We start from the raw sequence: 24,716 nt of genomic DNA on the forward strand, positions 1-24,716 counted from the left end.
TACGACCGGAGAGAACACTGTGAACACCATTCGCCCGTTCACCGTCTACCCCGCGATCGATGTCCGCGGGGGCGCCGTGGTCCGCCTGCACAAGGGGGACTACGACCAGGAGACCCGTTACACCGACAACCCGGTCGCGGTCGCCGAGAACTACGCCCGGTCGGGGGCGACCTGGCTGCACCTGGTCGACCTGGACGCCGCGCGCGCGGGTGGATACACGCTGCTGGAGACCCTGCGCACGATCACCGAGACGACCGGCCTGCAGGTGCAGACCGGGGGCGGGGTGCGCAGCGCCGAGGACGTGGAACGGCTCCTGGAGGCGGGCGCCACCAGGGTGGTCGTGGGCTCGCTGGCGGTGAGGGAGCCGGAGACCGTCGTGGGCTGGATCGACCGCTTCGGCCCTGAGCGCATCACCGTCGCCCTGGACACCCGGATCGGGGAGGACGGCACCTGGGTGCTGCCGGTCGCCGGTTGGACCTCGGTTGACGGCCAGGACCTCATCACCACCTTGCACCGCTACGACGGCTCCGGCCTGCGCCACGCCCTGTGCACCGACATCGGGCGCGACGGCACCCTGTCGGGCCCTAACTTCCACCTCTACACGATGCTCACCCGATCGGCGCCCGACCTGCAGGTGCAGGCCTCCGGCGGGGCCCGCACGGTGGACGACGTGCGGGCCGCCCGCCGCACGGGCTGCGCGGGGATCATCCTCGGCAAAGCCCTGCTCGAGGGTCGCTTCACGGTGGGCGACGCGGTGCAGGAGGAGGCGGTATGACGCTGGCCCGCCGGATCATCCCGTGCCTGGACGTGCGCGAGGGTCGGGTGGTCAAGGGCACCCGCTTCCGGGACCACCGCGACATGGGCGACATCGTCGAGCTGGCCACCCGTTACGCCACGGAGGGCGCCGACGAGCTGGTCTTCTACGACATCACCGCCAGCCCCCAGGGCCGCGGCGTAGACGTCAACTGGGTGACCCGGGTCGCCCGGGCCATCGACATCCCGTTCTGCGTCGCCGGGGGCATCCGGACCGTGGACCAGGCGCGGGCCGTGCTGCACGCCGGTGCCGACAAGATCTCGGTCAACACGCCCGCCACCCGGCGGCCGGAGCTGGTGACCGAGCTCGCCGAGGCGTTCGGCGTGCAGTGCGTGGTCGTCGGGGTCGACTCCCTGCGCGACGAGGACGGCGTCTGGCGCATCCGCCAGCTCACCGGGGACCCGGACGCCACCCGCGCCCTGAGCGTGACCACCCTCGACTGGGTGCGCCAGGTGCAGGAGCATGGTGCCGGTGAGGTGGTGCTCAACTGCATGGGCTCCGACGGGGTCCGGCAGGGTTATGACCTGGAACAGCTTGCAGCTGTCCGCACGGTCTGCGGGGTGCCGCTGGTGGCCAGCGGGGGGGCCGGGGCACCCGAGCACTTCGTCGACGTCTTCCGCGACGCGGACGTCGACGGGGCGCTGGCCGCCACCGTCTTCCACTCCGGAGCGATCCCGCTCCCGGCGCTCAAGCGCACACTGGCCGACGCCGGCGTCGAGGTCAGGCTGACCCCGGACATGGCGGCATGAGCGCCGAGAAGAACACGCCGGTACCCCTGCTGCCGGCGGGCCTGGCGATCGAGGACGTCGACTTCGCCAAGACCGGCGGCCTCGTCCCTGGGGTGGTCCAGCATGCCCTGACCCGACAGGTGCTCATGGTCGGCTTCCTCGACGAGGAGGCCCTGCGCACGACCCTGTCCACCGGGCTGGCGACCTTTCACTCCCGCAGCCGGGGCCAGACCTGGACCAAGGGGGAGACCAGCGGCCACACGCTGCAGGTCGGGGTGGTCGAGGTGGACTGCGACCGGGACACCGTGCTGCTGCACGCCGTTCCGGCCGGGCCGACCTGTCACACCGGCGACCAGACCTGCTTCGGGCCGCAGGCCCGCCCAGGATCCTTCCTGCACGAGCTGGCCGAGATCGTCCGCAGCCGGCAGGAGGAGCGGCCAGAGGGCTCCTACACCACCACCCTCTTCGACTCCGGCGTGCGCCGGATCGCCCAGAAGGTGGGCGAGGAGGCGGTCGAGGTGGCCCTGGCCGCGGTCGACGAGGACGACCAGGCGCTGCTGGGGGAGTCGGTGGACCTCATCTACCACCTGCTGGTTCTGCTGCGGTCCCGCGGCCTGGGGATCGACGAGGTCGAGCAGGTGCTCCGGCGCCGCCACGGCTGAGGCACGGCAGGCGTGCGGCCGGCCTGACCGGGCAGCTCGCGTGGGATGGTGCAACTAAGGTTGACAAGCCAGGTGTTGTCAACCTAAGTTGACTCTATGTCCGAGCGCGTCGATCTGGGGGGAGTCACCCAGGAGGCAGGTGACATCAGCGATCCTGCGGCTGGTCTCCGTGCGGTGGCGCGGCTGCGCCAGGTCACCGAGGCCATCGAGTTGCGGCAGGTGGAGGCTGCCCTGGAGACGGGGATGTCCTGGGCCGACATTGCCGGGTGCCTGGGGGTCTCCCGGCAGGCGGTCCATAAGAAGTACCGGTCCCGGGTGCGCCCCGAACTGGTCAGGGGAAGGAGCAAGGCATGAGCAGGTTCGGCACGATCTTGACTCTTTCGCAAGCGGCGTGGCAGGAGTGTGCGCTGCTCGGCCACCGGGAGATCGACGTGGAGCACGTGCTGCTGGCGACGATGGACGACGGGGACGTCGCCGAGATCCTGGGCCGGCACGGCGTGACCCGGGAGGGCACCCGCCAGCACGTGGACGCCGTCGTCCGGGACCAGCTGGCCAGTCTGGGGGTTGACCTGGGCGAGACCTCCCTCAGTGAACGGCGACCGGTCACGGACCTGCACCACCAGGCCGTCGGTGCTCTTGAAACCTCTGGCCGGGCCCAGCAGCTGCTGTCCGAAGGGCGCACGGTGCCAGGCGTCCTGCTGGCCACGTTGGACCTGCCCGACGGCACGGCCACGCACCTCCTGGAGCGGCAGGGTGCCGACGTGGCAGCGGTGCGCCTCGACGTCGTCGAGCTGCTGGAGAGGTCGCGATCCCAGCCCAGGGCCGCCGGCACCGTGGACATGGCCACCCTGCCGGACAGCCACCTCATCGACGGGCGGCCTGGGATCCGCCGCCGGCGCACCCGGTTCTACGCGGTGCCCTGGCCTCAGGCCTGGGAGCAGGTGTCCACCGCGGCGGGTGCCCGGGCCTGGCTCCTGTCCGACGGTTCGACCCAGGTGGCCGGCCCCGGTGAGCTGCGCGGTGAGCTCAGCAGAGGCCGGTCCGGGGCTCGTCGGGGCAGTTACCAGCGGCGGCTGCTGGCGGCCGAGCCCCCGGACGGGTCGACGCCGGGGCACGCCCTGTGGCAGGAGCATTGGGTGAGAACCCGCCGGCGCCCGTGGGGCCGCGAGAGGTCAGGACCGGGGCAGTGGGTTCATCTGACCGTGATCCCGGCCGACGGTGGGACCCGGGTCGACCTGGTGCTCGGGACGGTGCGCCACGGCCGGACGCAGGCCGTCCTTCGTCCCGTCATCCCTGCGGCCCAGGCCATCGCCAGCCGCAACGCCCTCTACCAGCTGGGCCTGGTCCTGGAAGACGCCGACGGCGCCTCGTCGAGGGCCTGACCCCGCCTGACCCGCCCTCTGACCCGGGTCACGTGAGGTGGTCGTGGTCGCCGCGCACCCACTCGGCATACCGCTGCGCGGACCGGAGGACCACGGCCCGGGCGTCCGCGGCCACCTGGCGGCCGAAGTTGTCGTAGAGCCGGTCGAAGTCGAGCTCGGCGATCGTCCCCGCCACGCGGGTGACGACGGCAGCAGACAGGGGTATGGCGTTGGGGTAGGACCGCATGAACGTCACCCAGCCTTGATCCGGGACAGCGCCACAGGTGTCCCCGGACAGCAGCACGCCGCGCCCGTCCGCGCCGGCCTCCCAGAGCGCGACGGCGCTGCCCGGGAAGTGCCCTCCCGGCTGTAAGGCCCGGATGCCGGGCAGGACGTCGAAGGGTTCGGACCAGGTGACGATCTCCCCGGGCTCTCCCCAGCGGCGCACCCACTCACGGTCCGTCTCGGCGACATACACGGGAGCGCCGAAAGCCCGTCCCCACTCCAGCTGGCAGCCGTACATGTGTGGGTGGCTGGCCATGACGGCCGCGACGCCACCCAGGTCCCTGACGGCGTCCACGGCCTCAGCGTCAAGGAAGCCCGGCACGTCCCAGAGCAGGTTGCCGGCCTGGGTGCAGACCAGGAGTGCGCTCTGTCCGATGTCGACCTTCGGGCTAGCCCGCAGTGCCCAACAACCCGGCTCGCGCTCGATGACCTCGATCCGGCAGCCCTGTGCGCTGCGCTCGACCAGGGTGCTCCAGCGCTGGCCGCTGGCGGGGACGTACTGGCGCTCGTCGGCGCAGATCATGCAGTCCTGCTCCCCTGTGTCGTTCTCCACACCACAGGTCGCGCACAGGGTCCAGCCGTTCGTCGCCATCAACCCAGGTTAGTGACAACGACCGCCCCAGGCCGTCTCCCGTCCCTTCTCGGGCCCTTCGTCCTCTCCCGGCCTAGCCCTTACGACCGGCGATGAGGCCCCACGCTGCGGTGGCCACGAAGAGCAGGATGCCGATCCATAGCAGCCACAGCAGCCCTTCGACGAGGATCCCCACGAGCGAGAAGCCCAGCCACAGGACGAGCAGGATGATGATGAGCGTCTTCATACTCTTCATCCTGTCATCCGGGCCGGTCAGCTGCCTACCGAGGGGGCCGAGGACGGGTGGGGAGACCGGGAGCGTAGGCCGTGCTCGGCCAGTTCGAGGTCGGCGAGCGCACGCCACACCAGTGGGTCGCCGCTGCGGTAGGCGGCCACGGGATCGGGGTAGAGCTGTTGCAGACGCCGGGGGTGCTGGCGGACCAAGGCGCGCAGGGCGAGCAGCTGCTGGGACTCCGGGTCGTCCAGCTCGCTGCCCAGCGAGGCGGCGCGGCGCATCCAGAGCCAGCGGGCCAGCCCCCACACCAGCGCGACGAGCAGGATCGGGGTGCCGGCCGAGAGCAGCGCGACCACTAAGGCCACCGTGCGCACCGCGCCCTCGAGCGCGTCACCGGCCCGGACCAGGTCCCCACCGACCCCGGCCGCACCGGTGAACGGCCCGTCCAGGTCCTCCCCGACCATCGGGATGCGCACCACCTGCCCCGCGATATCGGTCATCCGCTCGCTGAACGAGGTGCCTGCCGAGCGCAACGGGGCGGCGGGGCTGGCCAGGGTCATCACCAGGGCGTGCACCCAGCGGCCGATGGCCACCCAGGCCAGGACCCAGGCGAGGACACCGAGATCGGCGCTGATCTGCAGGGTGCGGCGCAGCGGGGAGGTGGCGTACAGGCGCATGTCCGACAGTCTGACTCACCGCGAGCTGACTCACCGCGAGACAGTCGGGCCAGCCCAGCGCGGGATCTCGGCCGGTGACCCCATGGCTAAGGTGAGGTATGCGGTCCGCCCTTGTGATCCTGTCGCCCCGGTGAGCAGTCACCCCTCCGAGAAGGTGCCGGACGCCGCCACAGTAGGCGAGGAGGGCGCGTGGTCCACGCCGGCGCGCAGCCCGATCGCCCGTGCAGTCGCCGGCTGGCTGGACCACCTGCGGGTGGAGCGTGGCCGCAGCGACCACACCCTGCGGGCCTACCGCCGGGACGCCGACCGTTATCTGAGCTACCTGGCCGGGCTCGGTGTCACCCGGCCTGAGGACGTCCGGGAGGAGCACGTCACCGGGTTCCTGGCCCATCTGCGTGCCGGCGGCGAAGAGCATCCTCCGCTGGCGGCGACCTCGGCCGCGCGAGCCGTGGTCGCCGTGCGGGGGCTGCACCGTTTCCTGGCCATCGAGGGGGACAGCCCGGCCGACCCCGCCCAGGAGGTCACGCCCCCCACGCCCCCGAGACGGCTGCCGTCCGTGCTCTCGGTGTACGACGTCGAGCGGCTCCTGCAGGCTGCCGCGGTGGGCGACACCCCGGCCGCGCTGCGGGACCGGGCACTGCTGGAGCTGCTCTATGGCTCCGGCGCCCGGGTCAGCGAGGCGGTCGCCCTCGACCTGGACGACCTGGAGCTGGGACGCGAGGAGGACGGCACCGGGGGAGTGGTCCACCTGTTCGGCAAGGGCAGCAAGGAGCGGATCGTCCCGCTCGGCCGGTACGCCCGACAGGCCCTTGACACCTGGGTGGTCCGCGGGCGTCCGGGGATGGCGCGGGCGGGGACCGGCACCCCGGCCGTCTTCGTCAACGCCCGTGGTGGCCGGCTGTCGCGCCAATCGGCCTGGAACGCGATCAAGGCCGCCGCCGCCAGGGCGGACCTGCGGACGAAGGTGTCACCGCATACCCTCCGACACTCCTTCGCCACCCACCTGCTGGACGGGGGTGCCGACGTCCGGGTCGTGCAGGAGCTGCTGGGCCATGCCTCGGTGACGACCACGCAGATCTACACCCATGTCTCGACCCAGCACCTGCGGGAGGTCTACGCGCAGGCCCACCCCCGGGCCCGGGCCTGAGACCTTCAACCTCAGGTCGAGGTGCAGGGGCATGGTGGTGACCGCTCGCACGGGATACTGTTTCGACACGCGATCGGCGGGACGCCGACCACGACGAGCGAGGCTGGAGAGAACACGTGAGCGAGGCACACGCCTACGACCGCCTGCCCGGCACCGAGTCCACCGGGGTGGGCCAGACCGGCCCCACCGGCCGGCCGCTGCCCGACTTCCCGGTGCCCGGGCCGCTTGCCACACATGGCCCGGCGCGCATCATCGCGATGTGCAACCAGAAGGGCGGCGTCGGCAAGACGACGACGACCATCAACCTGGGCGCGGCGCTGGCGGAGTACGGGCGCAAGGTGCTCATGGTCGACTTCGACCCCCAGGGCGCGCTGTCGGTGGGGATGGGGGTGCGCACCCACGACCTGGAGGTCACGGTCTACAACCTGCTCGTCGAGCACGGGCACGACGTGCGCGACGTCATCCAGACCACCCGCACCCCCGGCATCGACGTCCTGCCCACCAACATCGACCTGTCGGCGGCCGAGGTCCAGCTCGTCGGTGAGGTCGCCCGCGAGCAGATCCTGGCCCGCGTGCTGCGGCCGGTGCTCGACGACTACGACGTCGTCCTCATCGACTGCCAGCCCTCCCTGGGCCTGCTGACCGTCAACGCGCTCACCGCCGCGCACGGCGTGATCATCCCGCTGGAGACCGAGTTCTTCGCCATGCGCGGCGTGGCGCTGCTCATCGAGACGATCGAGAAGATCACCGACCGGCTCAACCCCCGTCTGCACGTCGACGGGATCCTGGCGACCATGTACGACGGCCGCACCCTGCACTCGCGCGAGGTCGTGCGCAGCGTGGTCGACCACTTCCAGGACACCGTCTTCCACACCGTGATCAGCCGGACCGTGAAGTTCCCCGACGCCACCCTGGCGGCCGAGCCCATCACCTCCTACGCCAGCACCCACTCCGGCGCTGAGGCCTACCGCCAGCTCGCCCGTGAGCTCATCTCGCGCGGCGGCGCCCCCTGAGGATGGGTATGCCGTCCGCCCCGGTGGACGAGGCGACCCCGGCCGCTGCGGGGGACCCGGTAGACGGGGCGGCCCCGGTGGAGGGGGCGACCCCTGGCGGTGTCCTGACCGGCCGCCGCGGGTCCTTCGAGGTGCACCTCGACGTCTTCTCCGGGCCCTTCGAGCTGCTGCTCGGGCTCATCGCCAAGCACAAGCTCGACGTGACCGAGATCGCCCTGGCGAAGGTCACTGACGAGTTCATCGCGCACCTGCGTGCGGCCCAGCAGGCGAAGCAGGACTGGGACCTGTCCCAGGCCAGCGAGTTCGTCCTCATCGCCGCGACCCTGCTCGACCTCAAGGCCGCCCGACTGCTGCCCAACGCCCGGGAGGACGATGAGGAGGACCTGGCGCTCATCGAGGCCCGGGACCTGCTCTTCGCCCGGCTGCTGCAGTACCGCGCCTTCAAGCAGGTCGCCGACGAGATGAAGCTGCGGATGGAGGGGGCCGGGCGAATCTTTGCCCGCGACGTCGGCGTGGAGGAGCGGTTCGCCTCCCTCCTGCCGGAGATCGTCCTGGGCATCACCCCCGAGCAGCTGGCCATGATCGCGGGGCGGGCGATGATCCCCAAGCCCCCGCCGACCGTCGGGGTGTCCCACCTGCACGCCCCGCAGGTCTCCGTGCGTGAGCAGGCCGCGATCGTGGTCGGCCGGCTGCGCGCCGCCGGCTCGGTGAGCTTTCGCGAGCTGGTGGCTGACGCCGAGTCCACCCTGGTGGTCGTGGCCCGCTTCCTGGCCCTGCTGGAGCTCTTCCGCGACACCGTTGTGGCACTGGACCAGGCCGAGGCGCTGGGGGAGCTCACCGTGCGCTGGACCGGCCCGCAGTCCGAGGACGTCGCCGTCGAAGTCAGCGACGAGTTCGACGAGGGGGACCGCATACCGGAGGATGGGGTGCAGGAGGTGACCGGTGAGCGTGAGCAACGAGACTGATGTGCGCAGCGACGCGGGCCAGGAGGCGCAGCAGGGCGCGCTGGACGCCACCAACCTCCCGGGCGGTGCCCGCGCCGCGATCGAGGCGGTGCTCATGGTCGTCGACGAGCCGGTGACCGAGGAGACCCTGGCCAGCGCGCTGGAGCTGCCGCTGGAGCACGTGGGTGCGGTCCTGGACGAGCTGGCCCAGGAGTATGCCGATCAGCAGCGGGGCTTCATGCTGCGCCGGCTCGGCGGGGGGTGGCGCATCTACAGCAGGCCGGAGTATGCGCCCGTCGTCGAGCAGTTCCTGCTCGGTGGGCAGCAGGCCCGGCTGACCCAGGCAGCCCTGGAGACCTTGGCCGTCATCGCCTACCGGCAACCGATCAGCCGAGCGCGGATCGGCGCCATCCGGGGGGTCAACGTGGACGGTGTCGTGCGCACCCTGCTGGCACGCGGCATGGTGACCGAAGTCGGGCAGGACCCGACCGCCGGCGCCGTGCTCTACGGCACCACCGATCTGTTCCTCCAGCGCATGGGGCTGGACTCGTTGGACGACCTGCCGGCCCTCGCGCCCTATCTGCCCTCGGCAGAGGTGCTCGAGGAGCTGGCTGCGGAAGGACTGGCATGAGTGAGAGCAAGAGGTCCGGCGGACAGGGCCGTGGAGGCTCCGGCGGACAAGGACGCGCAGGTCGCGCAGGGCCTGGCGGCACGGCGGGCCCGCGGCGTGCGGGCGGGTCGGCGGGCCGGCCCACCCGGCGTCGCCGCGCCAACCCGCCACGCCCGGACCACGACGTGCACGACCCGGGCGGCGTGCGGCTGCAGAAGCTGCTGGCCGGCGCCGGGTTCGGCTCCCGCCGGGCCTGCGAGAAGCTGATCGAGGACGGCCGGGTCGAGGTCGACGAACAGATCGTGACCGAGCTCGGCGTCCGGGTCGACCCCGCCCGGCAGGTCGTCCGGGTCGACGGCGACCGGGTCGTCGTCGACACCGACAAGATCTACCTGGCCTTCAACAAGCCCGCCGGCGTCGTCTCCAGCATGCAGGACGAGGAGGGCCGGCCCGACCTGTCCGACTACGTCGGCCATCTCTCCCAGCGGCTCTTCCACGTGGGCCGTCTCGACGTGGACACCGAGGGCTTGCTGCTGCTCACCAACGACGGCGACCTGTCGCACCGGCTGCAGCACCCCGCCTATGGGGTGCCCAAGACCTACGTCGCCCAGGTCGACGGCGTCGTCGGGCCCGGCGTCGGCAAGCAGCTGCGTGAGGGCGTGCAGCTCGAGGACGGCCTGGCCCGGGTCGACTCCTTCAAGGTCGTCGACGACATCCCCGGTCACTCGATCGTGGAGGTGGTGCTGCACGAGGGTCGTAAGCACATCGTGCGCCGCATGCTGGACGAGGTCGGTTACCCGGTCCGGGCGCTGTCCCGGGTGCAAATCGGGCCAGTGCTCCTCGGCGAGATGCGGCCCGGCCGCTACCGCGCACTCTCGGCCGAGGAGGTCGCCCAGCTCTACCGCGCCGCGGGGATGTGACCGTCGGGGGCACGACCAGCAGCCGTTAGGCTGGTTGGGTGTCTGCGTCCCCTCTCACCGTCGCCATCGACGGGCCCAGCGGCTCTGGCAAGTCCTCCGTGTCCCGGGCCCTGGCCCGTGACCTCGGGTTGGCCTACCTGGACACTGGAGCGATGTACCGCGCGCTGGCCTGGTGGGCCCTGGAGCGAGAGCTAGACCTGCAGGACCAGGCCCTGGTGGCCCAGGCGGCCCGGGACCTGCCCCTGCGCATCAGCACCGACCCCGACGAGCAGGCGCTCAGTGTGGACGATACCGACGTGACCCAGGAGATCCGCCAGACGCGGATCAGCGCCCAGGTGTCGGCGGTCGCGACCAACTTGGATGTGCGGGGCGAGCTGCGCCGCCGCCAGCGCGAGATCATCGAGCAGGAGCGGCAGCGGAGCGGCGGCATCGTCGTCGAGGGGCGCGACATCACCACCGTCGTCGCGCCGGACGCCGAGCACCGCATCCTCATCACCGCCTCCGAGGAGGCCCGCCTGGCCCGCCGCGCGCTGGAGGTGCATGGCTCCGCCGGCGCCGAACAACTGGCCGCCACCCGCGACCAAGTCGTCCGCCGCGACGCCGACGACTCCACCGTCAGCACCTTCCTCGAGGCGGCCGACGGCGTGGTCGCCCTCGACACCTCCGACCTCACCCTCGAGCAGGTGATCTCCGCCGTCCACGCCCTTGTCCGCGGCGAGGCCAAGACAGTCCCTGCCGACCCGAGCACACCCCATACCCCGCATCAGCCCGACCAGTCCCAGGAGGACCGATGACCCAGCAGACCGAGCAGACCGAGAAGATCGCCGCCTACGCCCACCCCGAGCGGTTGGTGACGACCGAGTGGCTGGCCGAGCACCTCGAGGACGACAACCTGGTGGTGCTGGAGTGCAACGAGGACGTGCTCCTCTACGACACCGGCCACATCCCCGGCGGTCTGAAGCTGGACTGGCACACCGACCTCAACGACCCGCTGACCCGCGACTACATCGACGGCGAGCGGTTCGCCCAGGTGATGGGGGAACGCGGGATCGACCGGGGGACCACCGTGCTCCTCTACGGCGACAAGTCCAACTGGTGGGCCGCCTACGCACTGTGGGTGATGACCCTCTTTGGGCACGAGGACGTACGGCTGCTTGACGGCGGCCGGGCCAAGTGGGTCGCCGAGGGCCGAGAGCTGACCACCGAGGTGCCGCAGGTGACGCCGGTGGACTACCCGGTCCTGGAGCGCGACGACTCCCAGGTGCGGGCTTTCAAGGACGATGTCCTGGCCCACCTAGGTCAGCCCATGGTCGACGTGCGCAGCCCGGGGGAGTTCTCCGGCGACCTGCTGCACATGCCGGACTACCCCCAGGAGGGCGCGATGCGCGGCGGTCACATCCCCGGTGCCCGGTCCGTACCGTGGGGCAGGGCGGCCAACGAGGACGGCACCTTCAAGAGCCGTGCGGAGCTGGAGGCCATCTACCTGCAGGAGCAGGGCCTGTCCGCGGACGACGACGTGGTGGCCTACTGCCGCATCGGCGAGCGCTCCAGCCACACCTGGTTCGTGCTCACCCACCTGCTCGGCTTCGAGAAGGTGCGCAACTACGACGGCAGCTGGACCGAGTGGGGCAACGCCGTCGGCACCCCGGTGGAGCGCTGAGCATGCCGCCCCATGAGTCGAACGACCTGCCGCCCAACCTGGCCGAGCTGGCCGAGGACTTCCACGCAGTGACCCAGCAGGAGCGGCTGCAGTTGCTGCTGGAGCTCTCCCGCGAGCTGCCCAAGCCCCCCGAACGCTACGCGGGCAAGCTGGACAGCATGGAGCGCGTCGATGAGTGCCAGTCGCCGCTGTTCCTAGCGGTTGAGGTCGGTCAGGATGCCGAGCGCACGGTCAACCTCTTCTTCGAGGCTCCGCCGGAGGCGCCGACGACGCGAGGCTTCGCCGGGATCCTGCACGAGGGCCTGGACGGCCTGCCTGCCCAGGAGGTGCTGGACGTCCCTGACGACGCGCCCTACCGGTTCGGCCTGTCCGAGGCCGTCTCCCCGCTGCGGATGCGCGGGATGGTCGGCATGCTGGCCAGGATCAAGCGTCAGGTCCGGCTGCGGGTGCAGTCCTTGGACCTGGGCGCAGGGCAGGAGAGCTGAGCCGATGAGCACCGAGGACCACACGCCCGACACCGCAGTGGAATGGACCGCTGGCCCAGACCCGGACGGGCCGGGTGCAGACGAGCCGGGCCCAGCCGAGGACGTCCACAACCTGGAGACCGCCCTGCGGGCCGGTCTGGGGGAGTTCGAGCTTTCCGAGGAGGACCTGGCGCTCGTCGAGCGCGGTGAGCTGGGGCTCGAGGACCTGCAGGAGCAGGAGACCCGCCCGGTCGTCGCCGTCGTCGGCCGGCCCAATGTCGGCAAGTCCAGCCTCGTCAACCGGGTCCTGGGCCGCCGCGAGGCCGTGGTCGAGGACGTGCCCGGCGTGACCCGGGACCGGGTGGCCTACGACGCCGAGTGGTCCGGCCGCCGGTTCACCGTCGTCGACACCGGCGGCTGGGAGGTCGACGCTACCGGGATCCATCTGCGGGTCGCCGAGCAGGCCGAGGTCGCCGTCGAGCTGGCCGACGTGGTGGTCTTCGTCGTCGACGCCACCGTCGGAGCCACGGACACCGACGAGCAGGTGGTCCGGCTGCTGCGCCGCTCCGGCAAGCCGGTCGTGCTGGCCGCGAACAAGGTGGACAACCAGGCGCAGGAGGCCGAGGCGGCCATGCTGTGGAGCCTCGGGCTCGGGCAGCCGTGGCCGGTCTCAGCGCTGCACGGGCGCGGTTCGGGCGATGTGCTTGACGCGGTGCTCGCCGTGCTGCCGGAGAGGTCCTCGGTGATCGGTGCCTACCCGCGTGGCGGACCGCGCCGGGTCGCTCTGCTCGGGCGGCCCAACGTGGGGAAGTCCTCGCTGCTCAACAAGCTCGCCGGCACCGAGCGGGTGGTGGTGGACAACGTCGCGGGCACGACCCGGGACCCGGTCGACGAGTTGATCGAGCTGGGCGGGAAAACCTGGCGGTTCGTCGACACCGCCGGCATCCGCCGTCGGGTCCACCAGACCCGCGGCGCCGACTTCTACGCCTCGCTGCGCACCCAGGCCGCACTGGAGAAGGCGGAGGTCGCTGTGGTGCTCATCGACGTCTCCGAGTCGATCGCGGAGCAGGACATCCGCGTGATCCAGCAGGTGGTGGACTCCGGCCGCGCCCTGGTCGTGGGCTACAACAAGTGGGACATGATGGATGAGGAGCGGCAGTACTACCTCGAGCGGGAGATCGAGCGTGAGCTGGTGCAGATCACCTGGGCCCCGCGGGTGAACATCTCGGCCACCACCGGACGGGCCGTGCACAAGCTGGTGCCGGCCCTAGAGACCGCGCTGGACTCCTGGGACCGACGGATTCCCACCGGGCGGCTGAACGCCTTCCTGGGCGAGGTCGTCGCCGGGCACCCCCACCCGGTGCGCAGCGGCAAGCAACCGCGCATCCTGTTCGCCACCCAGGCCTCGACCCGGCCCCCGAAGTTCGTCATCTTCGCCTCCGGCTTCATCGAGGCCGGTTACCGCAGGTTCCTCGAGCGCCGATTGCGCGAGCAGTTCGGCTTCGAGGGGAGCCCTATCGAGATCTCGGTCCGGGTCCGCGAGCGTCGCGGTCGGCGGTAGGGGATTCGTTGGCCGGCCCGGGCATGGGTTATCTTTGACCCTGCCCAACCGGGCCTCGGGCTGTGGCGCAGTTTGGTAGCGCACTTGACTGGGGGTCAAGGGGTCGCAGGTTCAAATCCTGTCAGCCCGACCGAGAAGAAGCGGGTCAGCGGCACCACGTGAGCGATCACGGGTGCCGCTTCCTGCATCGTGGGGCCGGATCGCCGCGCGGGCCTCTCAGGGAAGCCGGGGCGGATCTTCTAGACTGCGCCCATGGGTACGGGCACGGGGGAGGAGCAGGCTGCGGGGGCGCAGCAGCGTGTCCTGCCGGTGAGCGACCAGGTCTGGACGCTGCCCAACCTGCTGTCGTTCGTCCGGCTCGTCCTCGTGCCCGTCTTCGTCTGGCTGCTGGTCGAGCGCGAGCTGGGCTGGGCCGCGCTTCTGCTGGTGGTCGCTGGCTTCTCCGACTTCGCCGACGGCAAGATCGCCCGGCACTACGGGCTGGTCAGCCGGCTGGGTCAGGTCCTCGACCCGATCGCCGACCGGCTCTATATCGCCGCGACCGTGCTCGGCCTGGCCGCCGTCGGTGCCATCCCGTGGTGGCTGGTCGCGGTGCTGGTCGCGCGGGACGCCTTCATCTTGTCGATGTACCCCGTGGTCCGCCGTCGCCGGCTGCCGATCCCCGAGGTCAGCTTCATCGGCAAGGCCGCCACCTTCAACCTGCTCGGCGGGTTCCCGCTGATCCTGCTGGGCCAGCTCGACGGCTGGTGGACGGTCCTGGCCCTGGCCACCGGGTGGGCCCTGGCCTGGTGGGGCACCGTCCTCTACTGGGTCGCCGGGTTGGTCTACGCCTGGCAGGTCCTCGACATGGTCCGGCAGCGCCGCGCGCAGGAGGTGCCTGTATGACGTGGCCCCACCGCCCGCGCGCCCGCAGTGAAGAGTCTGCTGGTCCACCTGCGACGGAGCGGGACCCCGCCGCCTCGATGGCGCTGCTCGAGGAGGTCCTGGACCCCCCGGTCGGGCCCGGCTACCGCTCCGCCGCGGACCATCGGGTGGAACAGGGTCTGCCGCCGTCCTCGGGCACCCGCACCTGGCTCATGCTCGCCGTGAGCGTCCTGCTCGGGCTGCTCGTCACCGCCGCGGCCACCACCCTGGGCGCCCAGGACGAGGCGGCCGCTAAGACCCGCACCCAGCTGGTGGAGCGGATCGAGGCGGCCCAGACGGCCGGTGACGGGCACCGGGAGACGGTGGACCAGCTGCGGGCCGACATCAGCGCCCTGGAGCAGCGTGCGGTGGACCCCGAGTCCGCCAGCGCCGGCCCGGGTGAGCCGCAGTCCTCGGCCGCCCGCCGGATCGCGGCCGCCGGCCTGGAGGCGGGAGCTATGGCCGTGCAGGGTCCTGGGGTCATCGTGCGGTTAGGCGACGCCGCGCCCCGCGAGGTCTCCCCGGGGGAGGTCCTTGAGCCCGAGCGGATCAACTCCCGCGACATCCAACTGGTGGTCAACGGCCTGTGGTCAGCCGGCGCCGAGGCGATCTCGGTCAACGGCCACCGGATGACCAGCACCTCGGCCATCCGCTTCGCCGGCAAGGCGATCATCGTCGACTTCCGCGGTCTCACCCCGCCCTATGAGATCTTGGCGATCGGTGAGCCCGCCCGCCTCACGGAGGAGACCAGCACCGGAATGGTCGGGGCCTACCTCGGCGAGCTGCGCGACCACCTTGGCCTGCGGGCCGAGGTCGAGCAGGTCGACCTGCTCACCATCGGGGCCGCCGAGCGGCTCACCACCCGGGTCAGCTCGGTCGGCACGAACGACCTGCCCGCCGACCCCTCCCCGGGGGAGCCGGCACCCAGCCCCGAACCGGACCTTGACGAGGAGGACAGATGATCCCCGTGCTCGGACTGGTGGTCGGGATCGTGCTCGGGCTGGTGCTCGGCCCGGAGGTGCCGGTGTGGATGCAGCCCTACCTGCCGATCGCCGTCATCGCCGCCCTCGATGCCGTCTTCGGAGCCACCCGCGCCTCGCTGGAGGGCATCTTCAACGACCGTGTCTTCGTCATCTCGATCCTGTCCAACGTCGTCGTCGCCGCGCTCATTGTCTTCCTGGGCAACCAGCTGGGTGTCGGGGCCCAGCTGTCCACCGGCGTGGTCGTCGTGCTCGGCCTGCGCATCTTCTCCAACGTGGCGGCGATCCGACGGCACCTGCTGGGGGCCTGATGGAGGAGCAGGGCACCCGGCCGGCCCGCTTCCGTCGGCTGCGGCGCACGGGCGCACCCACGGTCGAGCAAGCGCGTCGACGGCTGCTCGACCTGGGCGGCATGCGGCTTGGTCGAGGACGGCTGGTCGCGGCACTGCTGCTGGCGCTGCTGGGGCTGGGGCTGGTCGCTCAGGTGCGGGTCACCGACGAGGCGGGGCTGGACCAGCTGCGTCAGACCGAGCTGGTCGCCCTGCTCGACGACACGACCAACCGCGTGCTGTCCCTCCAGGAGGAGGTCCGCACTCTGGAGGCGGACCGGGACCGGCTGCAGGGCAGTGAGGGTGACGAGGCTGCGACCCGCGCCGCCCAGGAACGCCTGGAGTCCTACCAGATCCTCGCCGGCCAGGTGCCGGTCCGAGGCCCGGGAATCACCATCCAGGTGCAGGACCCGGGTGCGGTCGTCACCCAGACGATGCTGCTGGACGGCATCCAGGAACTGCGCGACGCCGGCGCCGAGGCGATCCAGATCGGCGGCGTGCGGGTGGTCGCCTCCAGCTGGGTCGGCGCCGACGCCGACGGCCGGTTGACCATCGATGACCGGCTCATCCTGCCGCCCTACACGATCGTGGCCATCGGCGACTCGCACACTCTGGCTGGGGCGATGGCCATCCCCGGCGGCTTCACCGACAGTCTGCGCGGGGCCGGGGCCACGGTCAGCGTCACCGAGGCCCCCACCGTCCAGGTCGAGGCATTGCACGAGGCCAGACCACCTCGTTACGCTCAACCTGTCCCCGCGGAGCAGTCCCCGTAGGTTAGGGTCGGTCACGCGTCACGCCAGTTCAGCACAGCACCTTCAGACCTTCAGCACCACCGCGCAGAGCCGCGCGCCGTCCGAGCAGAGGAGAGCCATGAGCACCCTGGAATACCCCGACGACCTGCGCTACACCAGCGACCACGAGTGGGTCAAGGACCACGGTGACGCAGTGGTGCGCATCGGCATCACCGCCTACGCGCAGGACGCGCTCGGCGACGTTGTCTACGTCTCCCTCCCGACGGTCGGTGACACGGTGGCGGTGGGCGACTCGGTCGGCGAGGTGGAGTCCACCAAGTCGGTCAGCGACATCTATGCGCCCCTGGCCGGGGAGGTCACCGCCGTCAACGACGCCCTGGACGCGACCCCCGAGCTGATCAACAGCGACAGCTACGGCGAGGGCTGGATGTACGAGCTGCGCATCGAGGACCCGGCTGCGCTCCAGGCCCTCCTCGACGCAGAGGGCTACCAGGCCCAGCTGGACTGAACAGCCCCCACTACCCCGTGATCTACAGTGGGGACCGGCGACCCATGGTCGCCGGTCCCCGACGTCTACACCCGACATCTGACCCGTCAGCAACTTCCAGGGAGGCCAGAACGTGAGCGACCGCGACCGCGAGCACCACGATGTTGGCGGTGACCCGTCGACGGCCCGCCTGCCGCACGGTGGCGCACTGCCGGCAGCCGACTACTCCTTCGACGATGAGCTGCCCCGGCTCTCGCCCGAGGACCAGCGCACGGTCGACGCCCTTCGCCCCGGCACCGCCCTGCTCATCGTGCTCCGCGGCCCCAACAGCGGCGCCCGCTTCCTGCTCGACGCCGACGAGGTCTCCTCGGGCCGGCACCCCCACAGCGACATCTTTCTCGACGACGTCACCGTCTCCCGGCGGCACGCAATCTTCGTCAAGCACGACCAGGGGTATGCCGTGCGGGACGTGGGCTCGCTGAACGGCACCTACGTCAATCGGCAGCGGATCGATGAGCAGGTCCTCTCGCAGGGCGACGAGGTCCAGATCGGCAAGTTCCGGCTGGTCTACTACCGCGGCCGGTCGTGAGCTCGGCCGCTGGCGCCGAGCAGCCCGGCCGCAGCACCGACGGGGTCTCTATCGGCGCCGTCCTGCGCGAGCTGCATGAGGACTTCCCCGACCTGTCCCAGTCCAAGATCCGCTACCTGGAGACCGAGGGGCTGATCAGCCCGGAGCGACGGGCCTCCGGCTACCGACTGTTCACCCGAGCAGACATCGCCCGCCTGCGGTTCATCCTCACCGCCCAGCGGGACCGGTTCTGGCCGCACAAGGTGATCAAGGACGCCCTGGACCGGCTGGACCGCGGCCTCGACGTGCCCGGTCTGACCACGCCGTCCGAGGCGGCTGCCGATGAGGGGACCCCCGTCGCGGCCCCCCCGGCCGAGGCTTCCCCTGATCAGGGGGCCAGCCTGGGCGACCTCAGCGCCGCCGCCCTGCGGCGGCGGCGGTCCATCCGGCTGACCCCCCTGGAGCTGCGCGAGCGCACCGGTCTGGACCAGGGGACCTATGCCCAGCTCAAGGCCTTCGGCCTGCTGCGCCTCGACGCCACGGGTCGGCACCACGCCGACGACCTGGACGTGGCCACCGCCGCCGCGGCCCTGTCCGACTACGGCCTCGAGGCCCGCCACCTACGCCTGTTCCGCGTCGCCGCCGACCGTGAGGTCGGCCTGACGCAGCAGATCCTGGAGCCGCTGCGCCGTCGGCACGCCCGGACGGGGCGGGGTGCGGACCCCGCCGACGTCGAGGCCGAGCTGTTGGCCCACTCGCTGGCGCTGCACGTGGCGCTGGTGCGTGCTGGTCTGTCCCAGAGCCGCTGACCCGAGGCGTGACCGGGTGCCATGTGGTCCCAAGGTCTGCCCGACGCCGCTGTCCGATCACCCGCCGAGATGCCCTGCGGCCGGTGGTGCCCGGGCGCGCCGAGGGCGCCGGCACGGACGCGCGGCGCGGACAGGGGTAACCTCGTCAGGGTGAAAGAGCTCGACGTCCTAGGGGTCCGGGTCGAGATGCCGACCAACAGCCCGATCGTGCTGCTGCGCGAGCGGGACGGGCAGCGTTATGTCCCCATCTGGATCGGAGCCCCGGAAGCCACCGCGATCGCCTACGCCCAGCAGGGTGTGGAGCCGCCACGGCCCCTCACCCACGACCTCATGGTGTCGATGATTGAGGCGCTGGGCCGGCGCCTGGAGAAGGTGCACATCACCAAGCTGGAGCGCGACGGGGCCAGCTCGGGCGGGATCTTCTACGCCGACCTCTTCTTCGACGGTGGCACTGTGCTCTCCGCCCGCCCCTCGGACGCGATCGCCCTGGCGCTGCGCGCGGCGACGCCAATCCTGGCCCCGGAGGAGCTGCTGGACGAGGTGGGAGTCACGATGGCCGTCGAGGAGGAGGACGAGGTCGAACGCTTCCGCGCCTTCCTCGACAACGTCTCGGCCGAGGACTTCGAGGAGTGACCGGCGTGGCGTCGTTGACCCCGACCCGCCCGCACCTTACGGTCAAGGCTGTGCGGATGAAGCACATGCGTCACACTAGTCACAGATGCGAGGAGGACCGGTGAACGCTGGCGTTGATGCCCCCGGTGGCACCGAGCGGCAGGTCCCTTCCCAGGGGCTGCTGTTCACCCAGGACATCCCCGCACTGGACGAGAGCATCGGCTACCGCGGGCCCACAGCCTGCGGCGCGGCGGGCGTGACCTACCGACAGCTGGACTACTGGGCCCGCACCGGCCTGGTCGAGCCCTCGGTGCGCAATCCCTCCGGGTCCGGCACGCAGCGGCTCTACAGCTTCCGCGACATCTTGGTGCTGAAGATCATCAAGCGCCTGCTCGACACCGGGGTCTCGCTGCAACAGATCCGGGTAGCCGTGACCGCGCTGCGTGAGCGGGGCGTGCAAGACCTGGCCGGGATCATGCTGATGAGCGACGGTGCCAGCGTCTATGAGTGCACTAGCGACGATGAGGTCATCGACCTGATGCGTGGGGGTCAGGGCGTCTTCGGCATCGCCGTGGGCAGCGTGTGGCGCGAGGTCGAGGGCCAGCTCGCTGAGCTGCCCAGCGAGCGGACCGGCCAGGTTTCGGGCGAGCACCACCCCGGCGATGAGCTCTCGGCGCGTCGCCGCGCCCGCAAGACCTCCTGACCCGCCCTCGTCGGCTCCGCGCGAGGGGCGACTCACCATCTAGCCCCTGCCCGCATAGGGTCCGGCCACCTGGGACGACTGGTAGATTGGTGCCGCCGTTGACGTCACGCGGGAGAGTCCCCATCCAGGTTTACGGGTGGGGCGCCGAAGGGGCAATCTCCCCGACAAGCTCTCAGGCGCCAGGACCGCGCGACCGAGGCACTCTGGAACGGACCGTTCGCGTCCGCCGGTCTGCCCGGCCTGCGAGAGCGCCCGGACAGAGGGGGATGGTGCACTTTCCCTGACCTGAAGAGGAGCTCCACCCCCGATGAGTACGCGCACGAGCCACGACCAGGCACTGACCCCCGCCGCGGACGCCGACGTCGTCGTGACCGACGACGCCGGCCCTCTCGACACCACCACCTTGTCCGACTTCGTTGGCCGCCACGTCGGCCCGCGGCAGGACGACGTCGCATCGATGCTGCAGACGCTGGGCTACGACAGCCTGGAGGCGCTCGTCGACGCCGCCGTCCCGCCGGCCATCCGCTCGACCGAGCCGTTGTCCATCGAGGCTTCGCCCAGCGAGCATGCGGTCATCGCCGAGCTGCGCCAGCTGGCCTCCCGCAACCAGGTCCTCACCTCGATGATCGGCCTGGGCTACTACGGCACGCAGACGCCGCCGGTGGTCAAGCGCAACATCCTGGAGAACCCCGCCTGGTACACCGCCTACACCCCCTACCAGCCGGAGATCTCCCAGGGTCGGCTCGAGGCGCTGCTCAACTACCAGACGATGGTGAGCGACCTCACCGGGCTGGCTATCGCCAATGCGTCCCTGCTCGACGAGGGCACCGCGGCCGCTGAGGCGATGGCGGTCATGCGGCGCACCAGCAAGGTCGCCCAGGACGCCGTGCTGGTCGTCGACAAGGACCTGCTGCCGCAGACCCTCGACGTGGTCACCACCCGCGCTACCCCGCTGGGCATCGACGTGGTCGCCGCGGACCTGGAGCAGGTCGGCGACGCCGACGCGCTGCGCTCGCTCGCCGGTGACCGGGACGTCTTCGGCGTGCTGGTCCAGTACCCGGGCGCAGACGGCCAGATCCGGGACTGGCAGGCGTTGGCCGAGGCCGCGCACGAGGTCGGCGCTCTGGTCACGGCGGCCGCGGACCTGCTGGCGCTGACCCTGCTGGCGCCCCCTGGTGAGTGGGGCGCCGACGTCGCGGTCGGCACCACCCAGCGGTTCGGGGTGCCGATGGGCTACGGCGGCCCGCACGCCGGCTATCTGAGCGTGCGCCGGGGCCTGGAGCGCACCTTGCCCGGCCGCCTGGTGGGCGTGAGCAAGGACGATGACGGCAACACCGCATACCGGCTGGCTCTGCAGACCCGCGAGCAGCACATCCGTCGTGAGAAGGCGACCTCCAACATCACCACCGCACAGGTGCTGCTCGCCGTCATGGCCGGCATGTATGCCGTGTGGCACGGCCCGGACGGGCTGCGGCGGATCGCGCTGGAGACGCACGCCAAGGCCAGGGCGTTGGCCGAGGCGCTGACCTCCGGCGGTCTGGAACTGGGTGTCGACCGCTACTTCGACACCCTGACGGTCAAGACTCCCGGCAAGGCCGCCGAGGTGCTGGCCGCGGCCCTGGACACCGGGATCAACCTCTGGCAGGTCGACGAGGACACCGTCCTGCTGTCCGCCGACGAGGTGACCACCCTGGCGGACCTGCGGGCCGTCGCCGACGCGTTCGGCGTGCCGGCCCCAGAGTCGATCGCCACGGTCGAGGCGCCCGAGTGGGGCAGGCTGACCCGGACCCCGGAGCAGACCTACCTGACCCATCCTGTGTTCAACACCTACAAGAGCGAGACCGCGATGCTGCGCTACATCCGCAGCCTCTCCGACAAGGACTTCGCCCTCGACCGGGGCATGATCCCGCTGGGGTCGTGCACGATGAAGCTCAACTCGACCACGGAGATGGAGCCCGTGACGTGGCCCGAGTTCAGCGCGTTGCACCCCTTTGCCCCCCTGGACCAGACCGAGGGCTCCCGCGAGCTGGTTCGCCAGCTGAGCGAGTGGCTGGAAGAGATCACCGGCTATGACAAGGTGTCGATGCAGCCCAACGCCGGCTCGCAGGGCGAGTTCGCTGGGCTGCTGGCGATCCGCAAGTACCATCTCGCCAACGGCGACGACCAGCGCACCATCTGCCTGATCCCCTCCAGCGCGCACGGCACGAACGCCGCCAGCGCGGTGATGGCCGGGCTGAAGGTGGTCGTGGTCAAGAGCACCTCCGAGGGCGAGGTCGACCTGGAGGACCTGCGGGCCAAGGTCGACAAGCACCGCGCCGAGGTGGCCGCGCTCATGGTCACCTACCCCTCCACGCACGGCGTCTACGAGGACACCATCACCGAGCTGTGCGAGATGGTGCACGAGGCGGGCGGCCAGGTCTACCTGGACGGCGCGAACCTCAACGCGATGATGGGCATCGCCAAGCCGGGGGAGTTCGGGGCCGACGTGTCCCACCTCAACCTGCACAAGACGTTCACCATCCCGCACGGCGGCGGCGGTCCCGGCGTGGGCCCCATCGGCGTACGTTCGCACCTGGCGCCCTACCTGCCCAACCACCCGCTGATCACCGACGCCGGCCCGGACACCGGGGTGGGGGCGATCTCGGCGGCCCCCTACGGCTCGGCGAGCATCCTGCCGATCTCCTGGGCCTACATCCGCCTGGTCGGCGGCGCCGGGTTGACCCGGTCCTCCCAGGTCGCGGTGCTCAACGCCAACTACATCGCCAGGCGGCTGCACGAGCACTACCCGGTGCTCTACACCGGCGCCGACGACCTGGTCGCCCACGAGTGCATCCTGGACCTGCGCGGGCTGACCAAGGAGACGGGCGTCACCGTCGACGACGTGGCCAAGCGGCTGATCGACTACGGCTTCCATGCGCCGACGATGTCCTTCCCGGTCGCCGGGACGCTCATGGTCGAGCCGACCGAGTCCGAGGACAAGGCCGAGCTGGACCGGTTCATCGAGGCAATGGTCGCGATCCGCGCCGAGATGGACGAGGCCGCCGAGGACGGTGTGGAGGGCAGTGTCCTGCGCGGCGCCCCGCACACCGCGGTCAGCCTGGCCGGGGACTGGGGCCACCGTTATGACCGGATGACCGCCGCCTACCCGCAGGGCGTGGACCCGACCCGCAAGTACTGGCCGCCGGTGCGCCGCATCGACGGGGTCTACGGCGACCGCAACCTGGTGACCACCTGTCCTCCGCCGCAGACCGGCCAGGGCTGAGACCCACCGCAGCTGAGACCCACCGCAGCTGACCCACCACGGCCGGGGCACGACATACCGTGCCCCGGCCGCTGGCCGTGCGCGGGCAGCCGGAGACGACATGCGTGCTCCGGCTGTGGTGATCCCCGCCACAGTATGTGAGGATTCCGGCATGGGCCAAGAGGTGAGTCACAGCGAGTTCACTCGGGAGCAGCGACAGAGCTTCCGTGCCAAGGTGCTGGCCGACCTGGACGCCTTCGAGCAGATGCTGGAGGGCAGCCGCTTCGACTTCACCCGCCCGCAGATGGGGCTGGAGATCGAGCTCAACCTCGTGCATGAGTCGGACCTTTCGCCGGCCCTGTGCAACCGGGAGGTGCTGGACGAGCTCGACGAGGGCGACTTCCAGTCCGAGGTCGGTCGCTACAACATCGAGATGAATGTCCCGCCGCGGCCGATGGCGGGCGACCAGGCGGTGCGCCTGGAGCGGTGGCTGTCGCAGTCGATCCGGCGGGCGGGAGACGCGGCCCGGCCCCACCAGGCCCGGGTCGCCGCCATCGGGATCGTGCCCACCCTGACCCCTGAGGTCTTCGACCGGCCGTGGCTCAGCGACGGGGTGCGCTACCAGGCCCTGAACGACTCCCTCATCCGCGAGCGCGGGGAGGGCTTGGAGCTGGACATCATCGGCCCGAGCGGAGAGTCGATCTGCAGCTACCACGACACCATCGGTCCCTTGTCAGGATGCACCAGCGTGCAGCTGCACCAGCAGGTCACCCCCCAAGACTTCCCGGTCTACTGGAACGCCGCCTGCGTCATCTCCGGTCTGCAGGTGGCGATCGGGGCCAACTCGCCCTACCTGTTCGGCAAGCAGCTGTGGGCCGAGACCCGCATCCCGCTGTTCACCCAGATGACCGACACCCGTTCGGTGGAGCTGAAGTACCAAGGGGTGCGGCCCCGCGCCTACTTCGGGCGCAACTGGATCACCTCGATCTTCGACCTGTTCGAGGAGAACGTCCAATCCTTCCCGGCCCTGCTGCCGGAGAGCTCCCAGGAGGACGCCCAGGCCATCCTGGCCTCGGGCGGGGTGCCGTCGCTGACCGACCTCAAGCTGCACAACGGCACAGTCTGGCGGTGGAACCGGCCGATCTACGACACCAGCCAAGGGGTGCCCCACCTGCGAGTGGAGAACCGCGTGCTGCCCGCCGGCCCGTCCGTGGTCGACATGGTGGCCAACGCCTGCTTCTACTACGGGCTCCTGGAGGCCGCGACCTCCAGCGGGCGGCCGATCTGGACCAAGATGAGCTTCCAGGACGCGGACCACAACTTTCGCGAGGCGGCCACCCACGGCATCGCCGCGATCCAGCGCTGGCCGGGCCTGGGCAAGATCCGGGCTACCGATCTCATCGAGGAGCACCTGCTCTCGGTCGCCGACGACGGCCTGTCTGCGCTCGGCCTGCGCCGTGAGGTCCGCAGCCACTTCCTGTCCATCATCGAGGGCCGCTGCCGCACCCGGACCAACGGCGCCAGCTGGCAGGTCGCGGTGGTGCGGGCCCACGAGGCGGCCGGCTACTCCCGGGAGGAGGCGCTGCAGGAGATGTTCAGGCTCTACTTGGACCACAGCGAGGACAACCTGCCGGTCCACACCTGGGGGGTCCCGGAGGTCGCGCCTAAGGCAGACTAGGG

The 24,716-nt window shown here is 71.0% G+C and carries 28 protein-coding genes, 1 tRNA gene and 1 riboswitch; of the genes, 26 read left to right on the forward strand and 3 right to left on the reverse strand.

Features of this window, described 5'->3' with window-relative positions; translation table 11 throughout:
• The first annotated feature begins 19 nt into the window (after positions 1-19).
• The 5 genes from hisA to FY030_RS07480 all read left to right on the forward strand — a co-directional run bounded on the left by hisA (position 20) and on the right by FY030_RS07480 (position 3,586).
• On the forward strand, positions 20-775 hold the full coding sequence (gene hisA / locus FY030_RS07460; RefSeq protein ID WP_238348606.1) for a 1-(5-phosphoribosyl)-5-[(5-phosphoribosylamino)methylideneamino]imidazole-4-carboxamide isomerase: 756 nt from the start codon (positions 20-22) through the stop codon (positions 773-775).
• A complete protein-coding gene (gene hisF, locus FY030_RS07465) occupies positions 772-1,563 on the forward strand; it encodes an imidazole glycerol phosphate synthase subunit HisF (RefSeq protein ID WP_158060963.1) in 792 nt (263 codons plus the stop codon). Before hisA ends, hisF begins: the two co-directional genes overlap by 4 nt.
• Positions 1,560-2,204, forward strand: a complete 645-nt coding sequence (gene hisIE / locus FY030_RS07470; protein WP_158060964.1) for a bifunctional phosphoribosyl-AMP cyclohydrolase/phosphoribosyl-ATP diphosphatase HisIE — start codon at positions 1,560-1,562, stop codon at positions 2,202-2,204. Before hisF ends, hisIE begins: the two co-directional genes overlap by 4 nt.
• 96 nt (positions 2,205-2,300) lie before the next feature.
• The gene (locus tag FY030_RS07475) at positions 2,301-2,558 is read left to right on the forward strand and encodes a hypothetical protein (RefSeq protein WP_158060965.1); all 258 of its coding nucleotides are present in this window, start codon (positions 2,301-2,303) and stop codon (positions 2,556-2,558) included.
• Positions 2,555-3,586: a Clp protease N-terminal domain-containing protein gene (locus tag FY030_RS07480; protein WP_158060966.1), complete on the forward strand. Its 1,032-nt coding sequence runs from the start codon at positions 2,555-2,557 to the stop codon at positions 3,584-3,586. Before FY030_RS07475 ends, FY030_RS07480 begins: the two co-directional genes overlap by 4 nt.
• A 28-nt stretch (positions 3,587-3,614) precedes the next feature.
• On the opposite strand, the gene FY030_RS07485 is transcribed toward FY030_RS07480, so the two are convergent.
• The 3 genes from FY030_RS07485 to FY030_RS07490 all read right to left on the reverse strand — a co-directional run bounded on the left by FY030_RS07485 (position 3,615) and on the right by FY030_RS07490 (position 5,333).
• Positions 3,615-4,442 (reverse strand): MBL fold metallo-hydrolase, encoded by an 828-nt coding sequence (locus FY030_RS07485; protein ID WP_158060967.1) that lies wholly within the window; start codon positions 4,440-4,442, stop codon positions 3,615-3,617.
• A 73-nt stretch (positions 4,443-4,515) separates the two neighbouring features.
• Positions 4,516-4,668, reverse strand: coding sequence for a hypothetical protein (locus tag FY030_RS16350; protein ID WP_192498766.1), 153 nt, complete (start codon positions 4,666-4,668; stop codon positions 4,516-4,518).
• A 26-nt stretch (positions 4,669-4,694) separates the two neighbouring features.
• Positions 4,695-5,333 (reverse strand): hypothetical protein, encoded by a 639-nt coding sequence (locus FY030_RS07490; protein ID WP_158060968.1) that lies wholly within the window; start codon positions 5,331-5,333, stop codon positions 4,695-4,697.
• Between the two features lie 130 nt (positions 5,334-5,463).
• Here FY030_RS07490 and FY030_RS07495 point away from each other — a divergent pair, with 130 nt between their 5' ends.
• The 21 genes from FY030_RS07495 to FY030_RS07595 all read left to right on the forward strand — a co-directional run bounded on the left by FY030_RS07495 (position 5,464) and on the right by FY030_RS07595 (position 24,714).
• Positions 5,464-6,480 (forward strand): site-specific tyrosine recombinase XerD, encoded by a 1,017-nt coding sequence (locus FY030_RS07495; protein WP_420371877.1) that lies wholly within the window; start codon positions 5,464-5,466, stop codon positions 6,478-6,480.
• A gap of 116 nt (positions 6,481-6,596) precedes the next feature.
• Positions 6,597-7,493: a ParA family protein gene (locus FY030_RS07500; protein WP_158060970.1), complete on the forward strand. Its 897-nt coding sequence runs from the start codon at positions 6,597-6,599 to the stop codon at positions 7,491-7,493.
• An 8-nt stretch (positions 7,494-7,501) separates the two neighbouring features.
• Positions 7,502-8,458 carry a segregation and condensation protein A gene (locus tag FY030_RS07505; RefSeq protein ID WP_158060971.1) on the forward strand — a complete coding sequence of 319 codons (957 nt, stop codon included), beginning with the start codon at positions 7,502-7,504 and terminating at the stop codon, positions 8,456-8,458.
• Positions 8,442-9,068: an SMC-Scp complex subunit ScpB gene (gene scpB / locus FY030_RS07510; RefSeq protein ID WP_420371878.1), complete on the forward strand. Its 627-nt coding sequence runs from the start codon at positions 8,442-8,444 to the stop codon at positions 9,066-9,068. Before FY030_RS07505 ends, scpB begins: the two co-directional genes overlap by 17 nt.
• Positions 9,065-9,967: a pseudouridine synthase gene (locus FY030_RS07515; protein WP_158060972.1), complete on the forward strand. Its 903-nt coding sequence runs from the start codon at positions 9,065-9,067 to the stop codon at positions 9,965-9,967. Before scpB ends, FY030_RS07515 begins: the two co-directional genes overlap by 4 nt.
• A gap of 38 nt (positions 9,968-10,005) precedes the next feature.
• Positions 10,006-10,761 (forward strand): (d)CMP kinase, encoded by a 756-nt coding sequence (gene cmk, locus FY030_RS07520; RefSeq protein WP_158060973.1) that lies wholly within the window; start codon positions 10,006-10,008, stop codon positions 10,759-10,761.
• The gene (locus tag FY030_RS07525; protein ID WP_158060974.1) at positions 10,758-11,627 is read left to right on the forward strand and encodes a sulfurtransferase; all 870 of its coding nucleotides are present in this window, start codon (positions 10,758-10,760) and stop codon (positions 11,625-11,627) included. The genes cmk and FY030_RS07525 overlap by 4 nt, the downstream gene beginning before the upstream one ends.
• A gap of 2 nt (positions 11,628-11,629) precedes the next feature.
• Positions 11,630-12,112, forward strand: a complete 483-nt coding sequence (locus FY030_RS07530) for a SufE family protein (RefSeq protein WP_158060975.1) — start codon at positions 11,630-11,632, stop codon at positions 12,110-12,112.
• 4 nt (positions 12,113-12,116) lie between these two features.
• Positions 12,117-13,652: a ribosome biogenesis GTPase Der gene (gene der, locus FY030_RS07535; protein ID WP_158060976.1), complete on the forward strand. Its 1,536-nt coding sequence runs from the start codon at positions 12,117-12,119 to the stop codon at positions 13,650-13,652.
• 56 nt (positions 13,653-13,708) lie between these two features.
• Positions 13,709-13,782 (forward strand) — tRNA-Pro (locus FY030_RS07540).
• 122 nt (positions 13,783-13,904) lie between these two features.
• Positions 13,905-14,537, forward strand: coding sequence for a CDP-alcohol phosphatidyltransferase family protein (locus FY030_RS07545; protein ID WP_158060977.1), 633 nt, complete (start codon positions 13,905-13,907; stop codon positions 14,535-14,537).
• Positions 14,534-15,517: a DUF881 domain-containing protein gene (locus FY030_RS07550; RefSeq protein ID WP_158060978.1), complete on the forward strand. Its 984-nt coding sequence runs from the start codon at positions 14,534-14,536 to the stop codon at positions 15,515-15,517. The genes FY030_RS07545 and FY030_RS07550 overlap by 4 nt, the downstream gene beginning before the upstream one ends.
• Positions 15,514-15,846 carry a small basic family protein gene (locus tag FY030_RS07555; RefSeq protein WP_158060979.1) on the forward strand — a complete coding sequence of 111 codons (333 nt, stop codon included), beginning with the start codon at positions 15,514-15,516 and terminating at the stop codon, positions 15,844-15,846. The genes FY030_RS07550 and FY030_RS07555 overlap by 4 nt, the downstream gene beginning before the upstream one ends.
• On the forward strand, positions 15,846-16,637 hold the full coding sequence (locus FY030_RS07560; RefSeq protein ID WP_158060980.1) for a DUF881 domain-containing protein: 792 nt from the start codon (positions 15,846-15,848) through the stop codon (positions 16,635-16,637). Before FY030_RS07555 ends, FY030_RS07560 begins: the two co-directional genes overlap by 1 nt.
• Positions 16,638-16,734: 97 nt before the next feature.
• Positions 16,735-17,124, forward strand: coding sequence for a glycine cleavage system protein GcvH (gene gcvH / locus FY030_RS07565; RefSeq protein ID WP_158060981.1), 390 nt, complete (start codon positions 16,735-16,737; stop codon positions 17,122-17,124).
• Between the two features lie 112 nt (positions 17,125-17,236).
• Positions 17,237-17,692, forward strand: coding sequence for an FHA domain-containing protein (locus tag FY030_RS07570; RefSeq protein WP_158060982.1), 456 nt, complete (start codon positions 17,237-17,239; stop codon positions 17,690-17,692).
• Positions 17,689-18,480 carry a transcriptional regulator FtsR gene (gene ftsR / locus FY030_RS07575; RefSeq protein ID WP_158060983.1) on the forward strand — a complete coding sequence of 264 codons (792 nt, stop codon included), beginning with the start codon at positions 17,689-17,691 and terminating at the stop codon, positions 18,478-18,480. Before FY030_RS07570 ends, ftsR begins: the two co-directional genes overlap by 4 nt.
• A gap of 150 nt (positions 18,481-18,630) precedes the next feature.
• Positions 18,631-19,113: a bifunctional nuclease family protein gene (locus tag FY030_RS07580; RefSeq protein WP_158060984.1), complete on the forward strand. Its 483-nt coding sequence runs from the start codon at positions 18,631-18,633 to the stop codon at positions 19,111-19,113.
• 85 nt (positions 19,114-19,198) lie between these two features.
• Positions 19,199-19,795: a MerR family transcriptional regulator gene (locus FY030_RS07585; protein WP_158060985.1), complete on the forward strand. Its 597-nt coding sequence runs from the start codon at positions 19,199-19,201 to the stop codon at positions 19,793-19,795.
• Between the two features lie 99 nt (positions 19,796-19,894).
• A riboswitch (glycine riboswitch) is annotated at positions 19,895-19,993 on the forward strand.
• 109 nt (positions 19,994-20,102) lie between these two features.
• Positions 20,103-23,057, forward strand: a complete 2,955-nt coding sequence (gene gcvP / locus FY030_RS07590; RefSeq protein ID WP_158060986.1) for an aminomethyl-transferring glycine dehydrogenase — start codon at positions 20,103-20,105, stop codon at positions 23,055-23,057.
• A 151-nt stretch (positions 23,058-23,208) separates the two neighbouring features.
• Positions 23,209-24,714: a glutamate-cysteine ligase family protein gene (locus FY030_RS07595; RefSeq protein WP_158060987.1), complete on the forward strand. Its 1,506-nt coding sequence runs from the start codon at positions 23,209-23,211 to the stop codon at positions 24,712-24,714.
• The last annotated feature ends 2 nt before the right edge of the window (positions 24,715-24,716 follow it).

The sequence above is a fragment of the Ornithinimicrobium pratense genome, assembly GCF_008843165.1.
Taxonomy (GTDB): Bacteria; Actinomycetota; Actinomycetes; order Actinomycetales; family Dermatophilaceae; genus Ornithinicoccus; species Ornithinicoccus pratensis.

Excerpts from the sequence above, each read along its gene's own strand:
- hisF (WP_158060963.1), top strand. The coding sequence starts at position 772 with ATGACGCTGGCCCGCCGGATCATCCCGTGCCTGGACGTGCGCGAGGGT.
- hisIE (WP_158060964.1), top strand. The coding sequence starts at position 1,560 with ATGAGCGCCGAGAAGAACACGCCGGTACCCCTGCTGCCGGCGGGCCTG.
- FY030_RS07475 (WP_158060965.1), top strand. The coding sequence starts at position 2,301 with ATGTCCGAGCGCGTCGATCTGGGGGGAGTCACCCAGGAGGCAGGTGAC.
- FY030_RS07480 (WP_158060966.1), top strand. The coding sequence starts at position 2,555 with ATGAGCAGGTTCGGCACGATCTTGACTCTTTCGCAAGCGGCGTGGCAG.
- FY030_RS07485 (WP_158060967.1), bottom strand. The coding sequence starts at position 4,442 with ATGGCGACGAACGGCTGGACCCTGTGCGCGACCTGTGGTGTGGAGAAC.
- FY030_RS16350 (WP_192498766.1), bottom strand. The coding sequence starts at position 4,668 with ATGAAGACGCTCATCATCATCCTGCTCGTCCTGTGGCTGGGCTTCTCG.
- FY030_RS07490 (WP_158060968.1), bottom strand. The coding sequence starts at position 5,333 with ATGCGCCTGTACGCCACCTCCCCGCTGCGCCGCACCCTGCAGATCAGC.
- FY030_RS07505 (WP_158060971.1), top strand. The coding sequence starts at position 7,502 with ATGCCGTCCGCCCCGGTGGACGAGGCGACCCCGGCCGCTGCGGGGGAC.
- FY030_RS07515 (WP_158060972.1), top strand. The coding sequence starts at position 9,065 with ATGAGTGAGAGCAAGAGGTCCGGCGGACAGGGCCGTGGAGGCTCCGGC.
- FY030_RS07525 (WP_158060974.1), top strand. The coding sequence starts at position 10,758 with ATGACCCAGCAGACCGAGCAGACCGAGAAGATCGCCGCCTACGCCCAC.
- FY030_RS07530 (WP_158060975.1), top strand. The coding sequence starts at position 11,630 with ATGCCGCCCCATGAGTCGAACGACCTGCCGCCCAACCTGGCCGAGCTG.
- der (WP_158060976.1), top strand. The coding sequence starts at position 12,117 with ATGAGCACCGAGGACCACACGCCCGACACCGCAGTGGAATGGACCGCT.
- FY030_RS07545 (WP_158060977.1), top strand. The coding sequence starts at position 13,905 with ATGGGTACGGGCACGGGGGAGGAGCAGGCTGCGGGGGCGCAGCAGCGT.
- FY030_RS07550 (WP_158060978.1), top strand. The coding sequence starts at position 14,534 with ATGACGTGGCCCCACCGCCCGCGCGCCCGCAGTGAAGAGTCTGCTGGT.
- FY030_RS07555 (WP_158060979.1), top strand. The coding sequence starts at position 15,514 with ATGATCCCCGTGCTCGGACTGGTGGTCGGGATCGTGCTCGGGCTGGTG.
- FY030_RS07560 (WP_158060980.1), top strand. The coding sequence starts at position 15,846 with ATGGAGGAGCAGGGCACCCGGCCGGCCCGCTTCCGTCGGCTGCGGCGC.
- gcvH (WP_158060981.1), top strand. The coding sequence starts at position 16,735 with ATGAGCACCCTGGAATACCCCGACGACCTGCGCTACACCAGCGACCAC.
- FY030_RS07585 (WP_158060985.1), top strand. The coding sequence starts at position 19,199 with ATGCGAGGAGGACCGGTGAACGCTGGCGTTGATGCCCCCGGTGGCACC.
- gcvP (WP_158060986.1), top strand. The coding sequence starts at position 20,103 with ATGAGTACGCGCACGAGCCACGACCAGGCACTGACCCCCGCCGCGGAC.
- FY030_RS07595 (WP_158060987.1), top strand. The coding sequence starts at position 23,209 with ATGGGCCAAGAGGTGAGTCACAGCGAGTTCACTCGGGAGCAGCGACAG.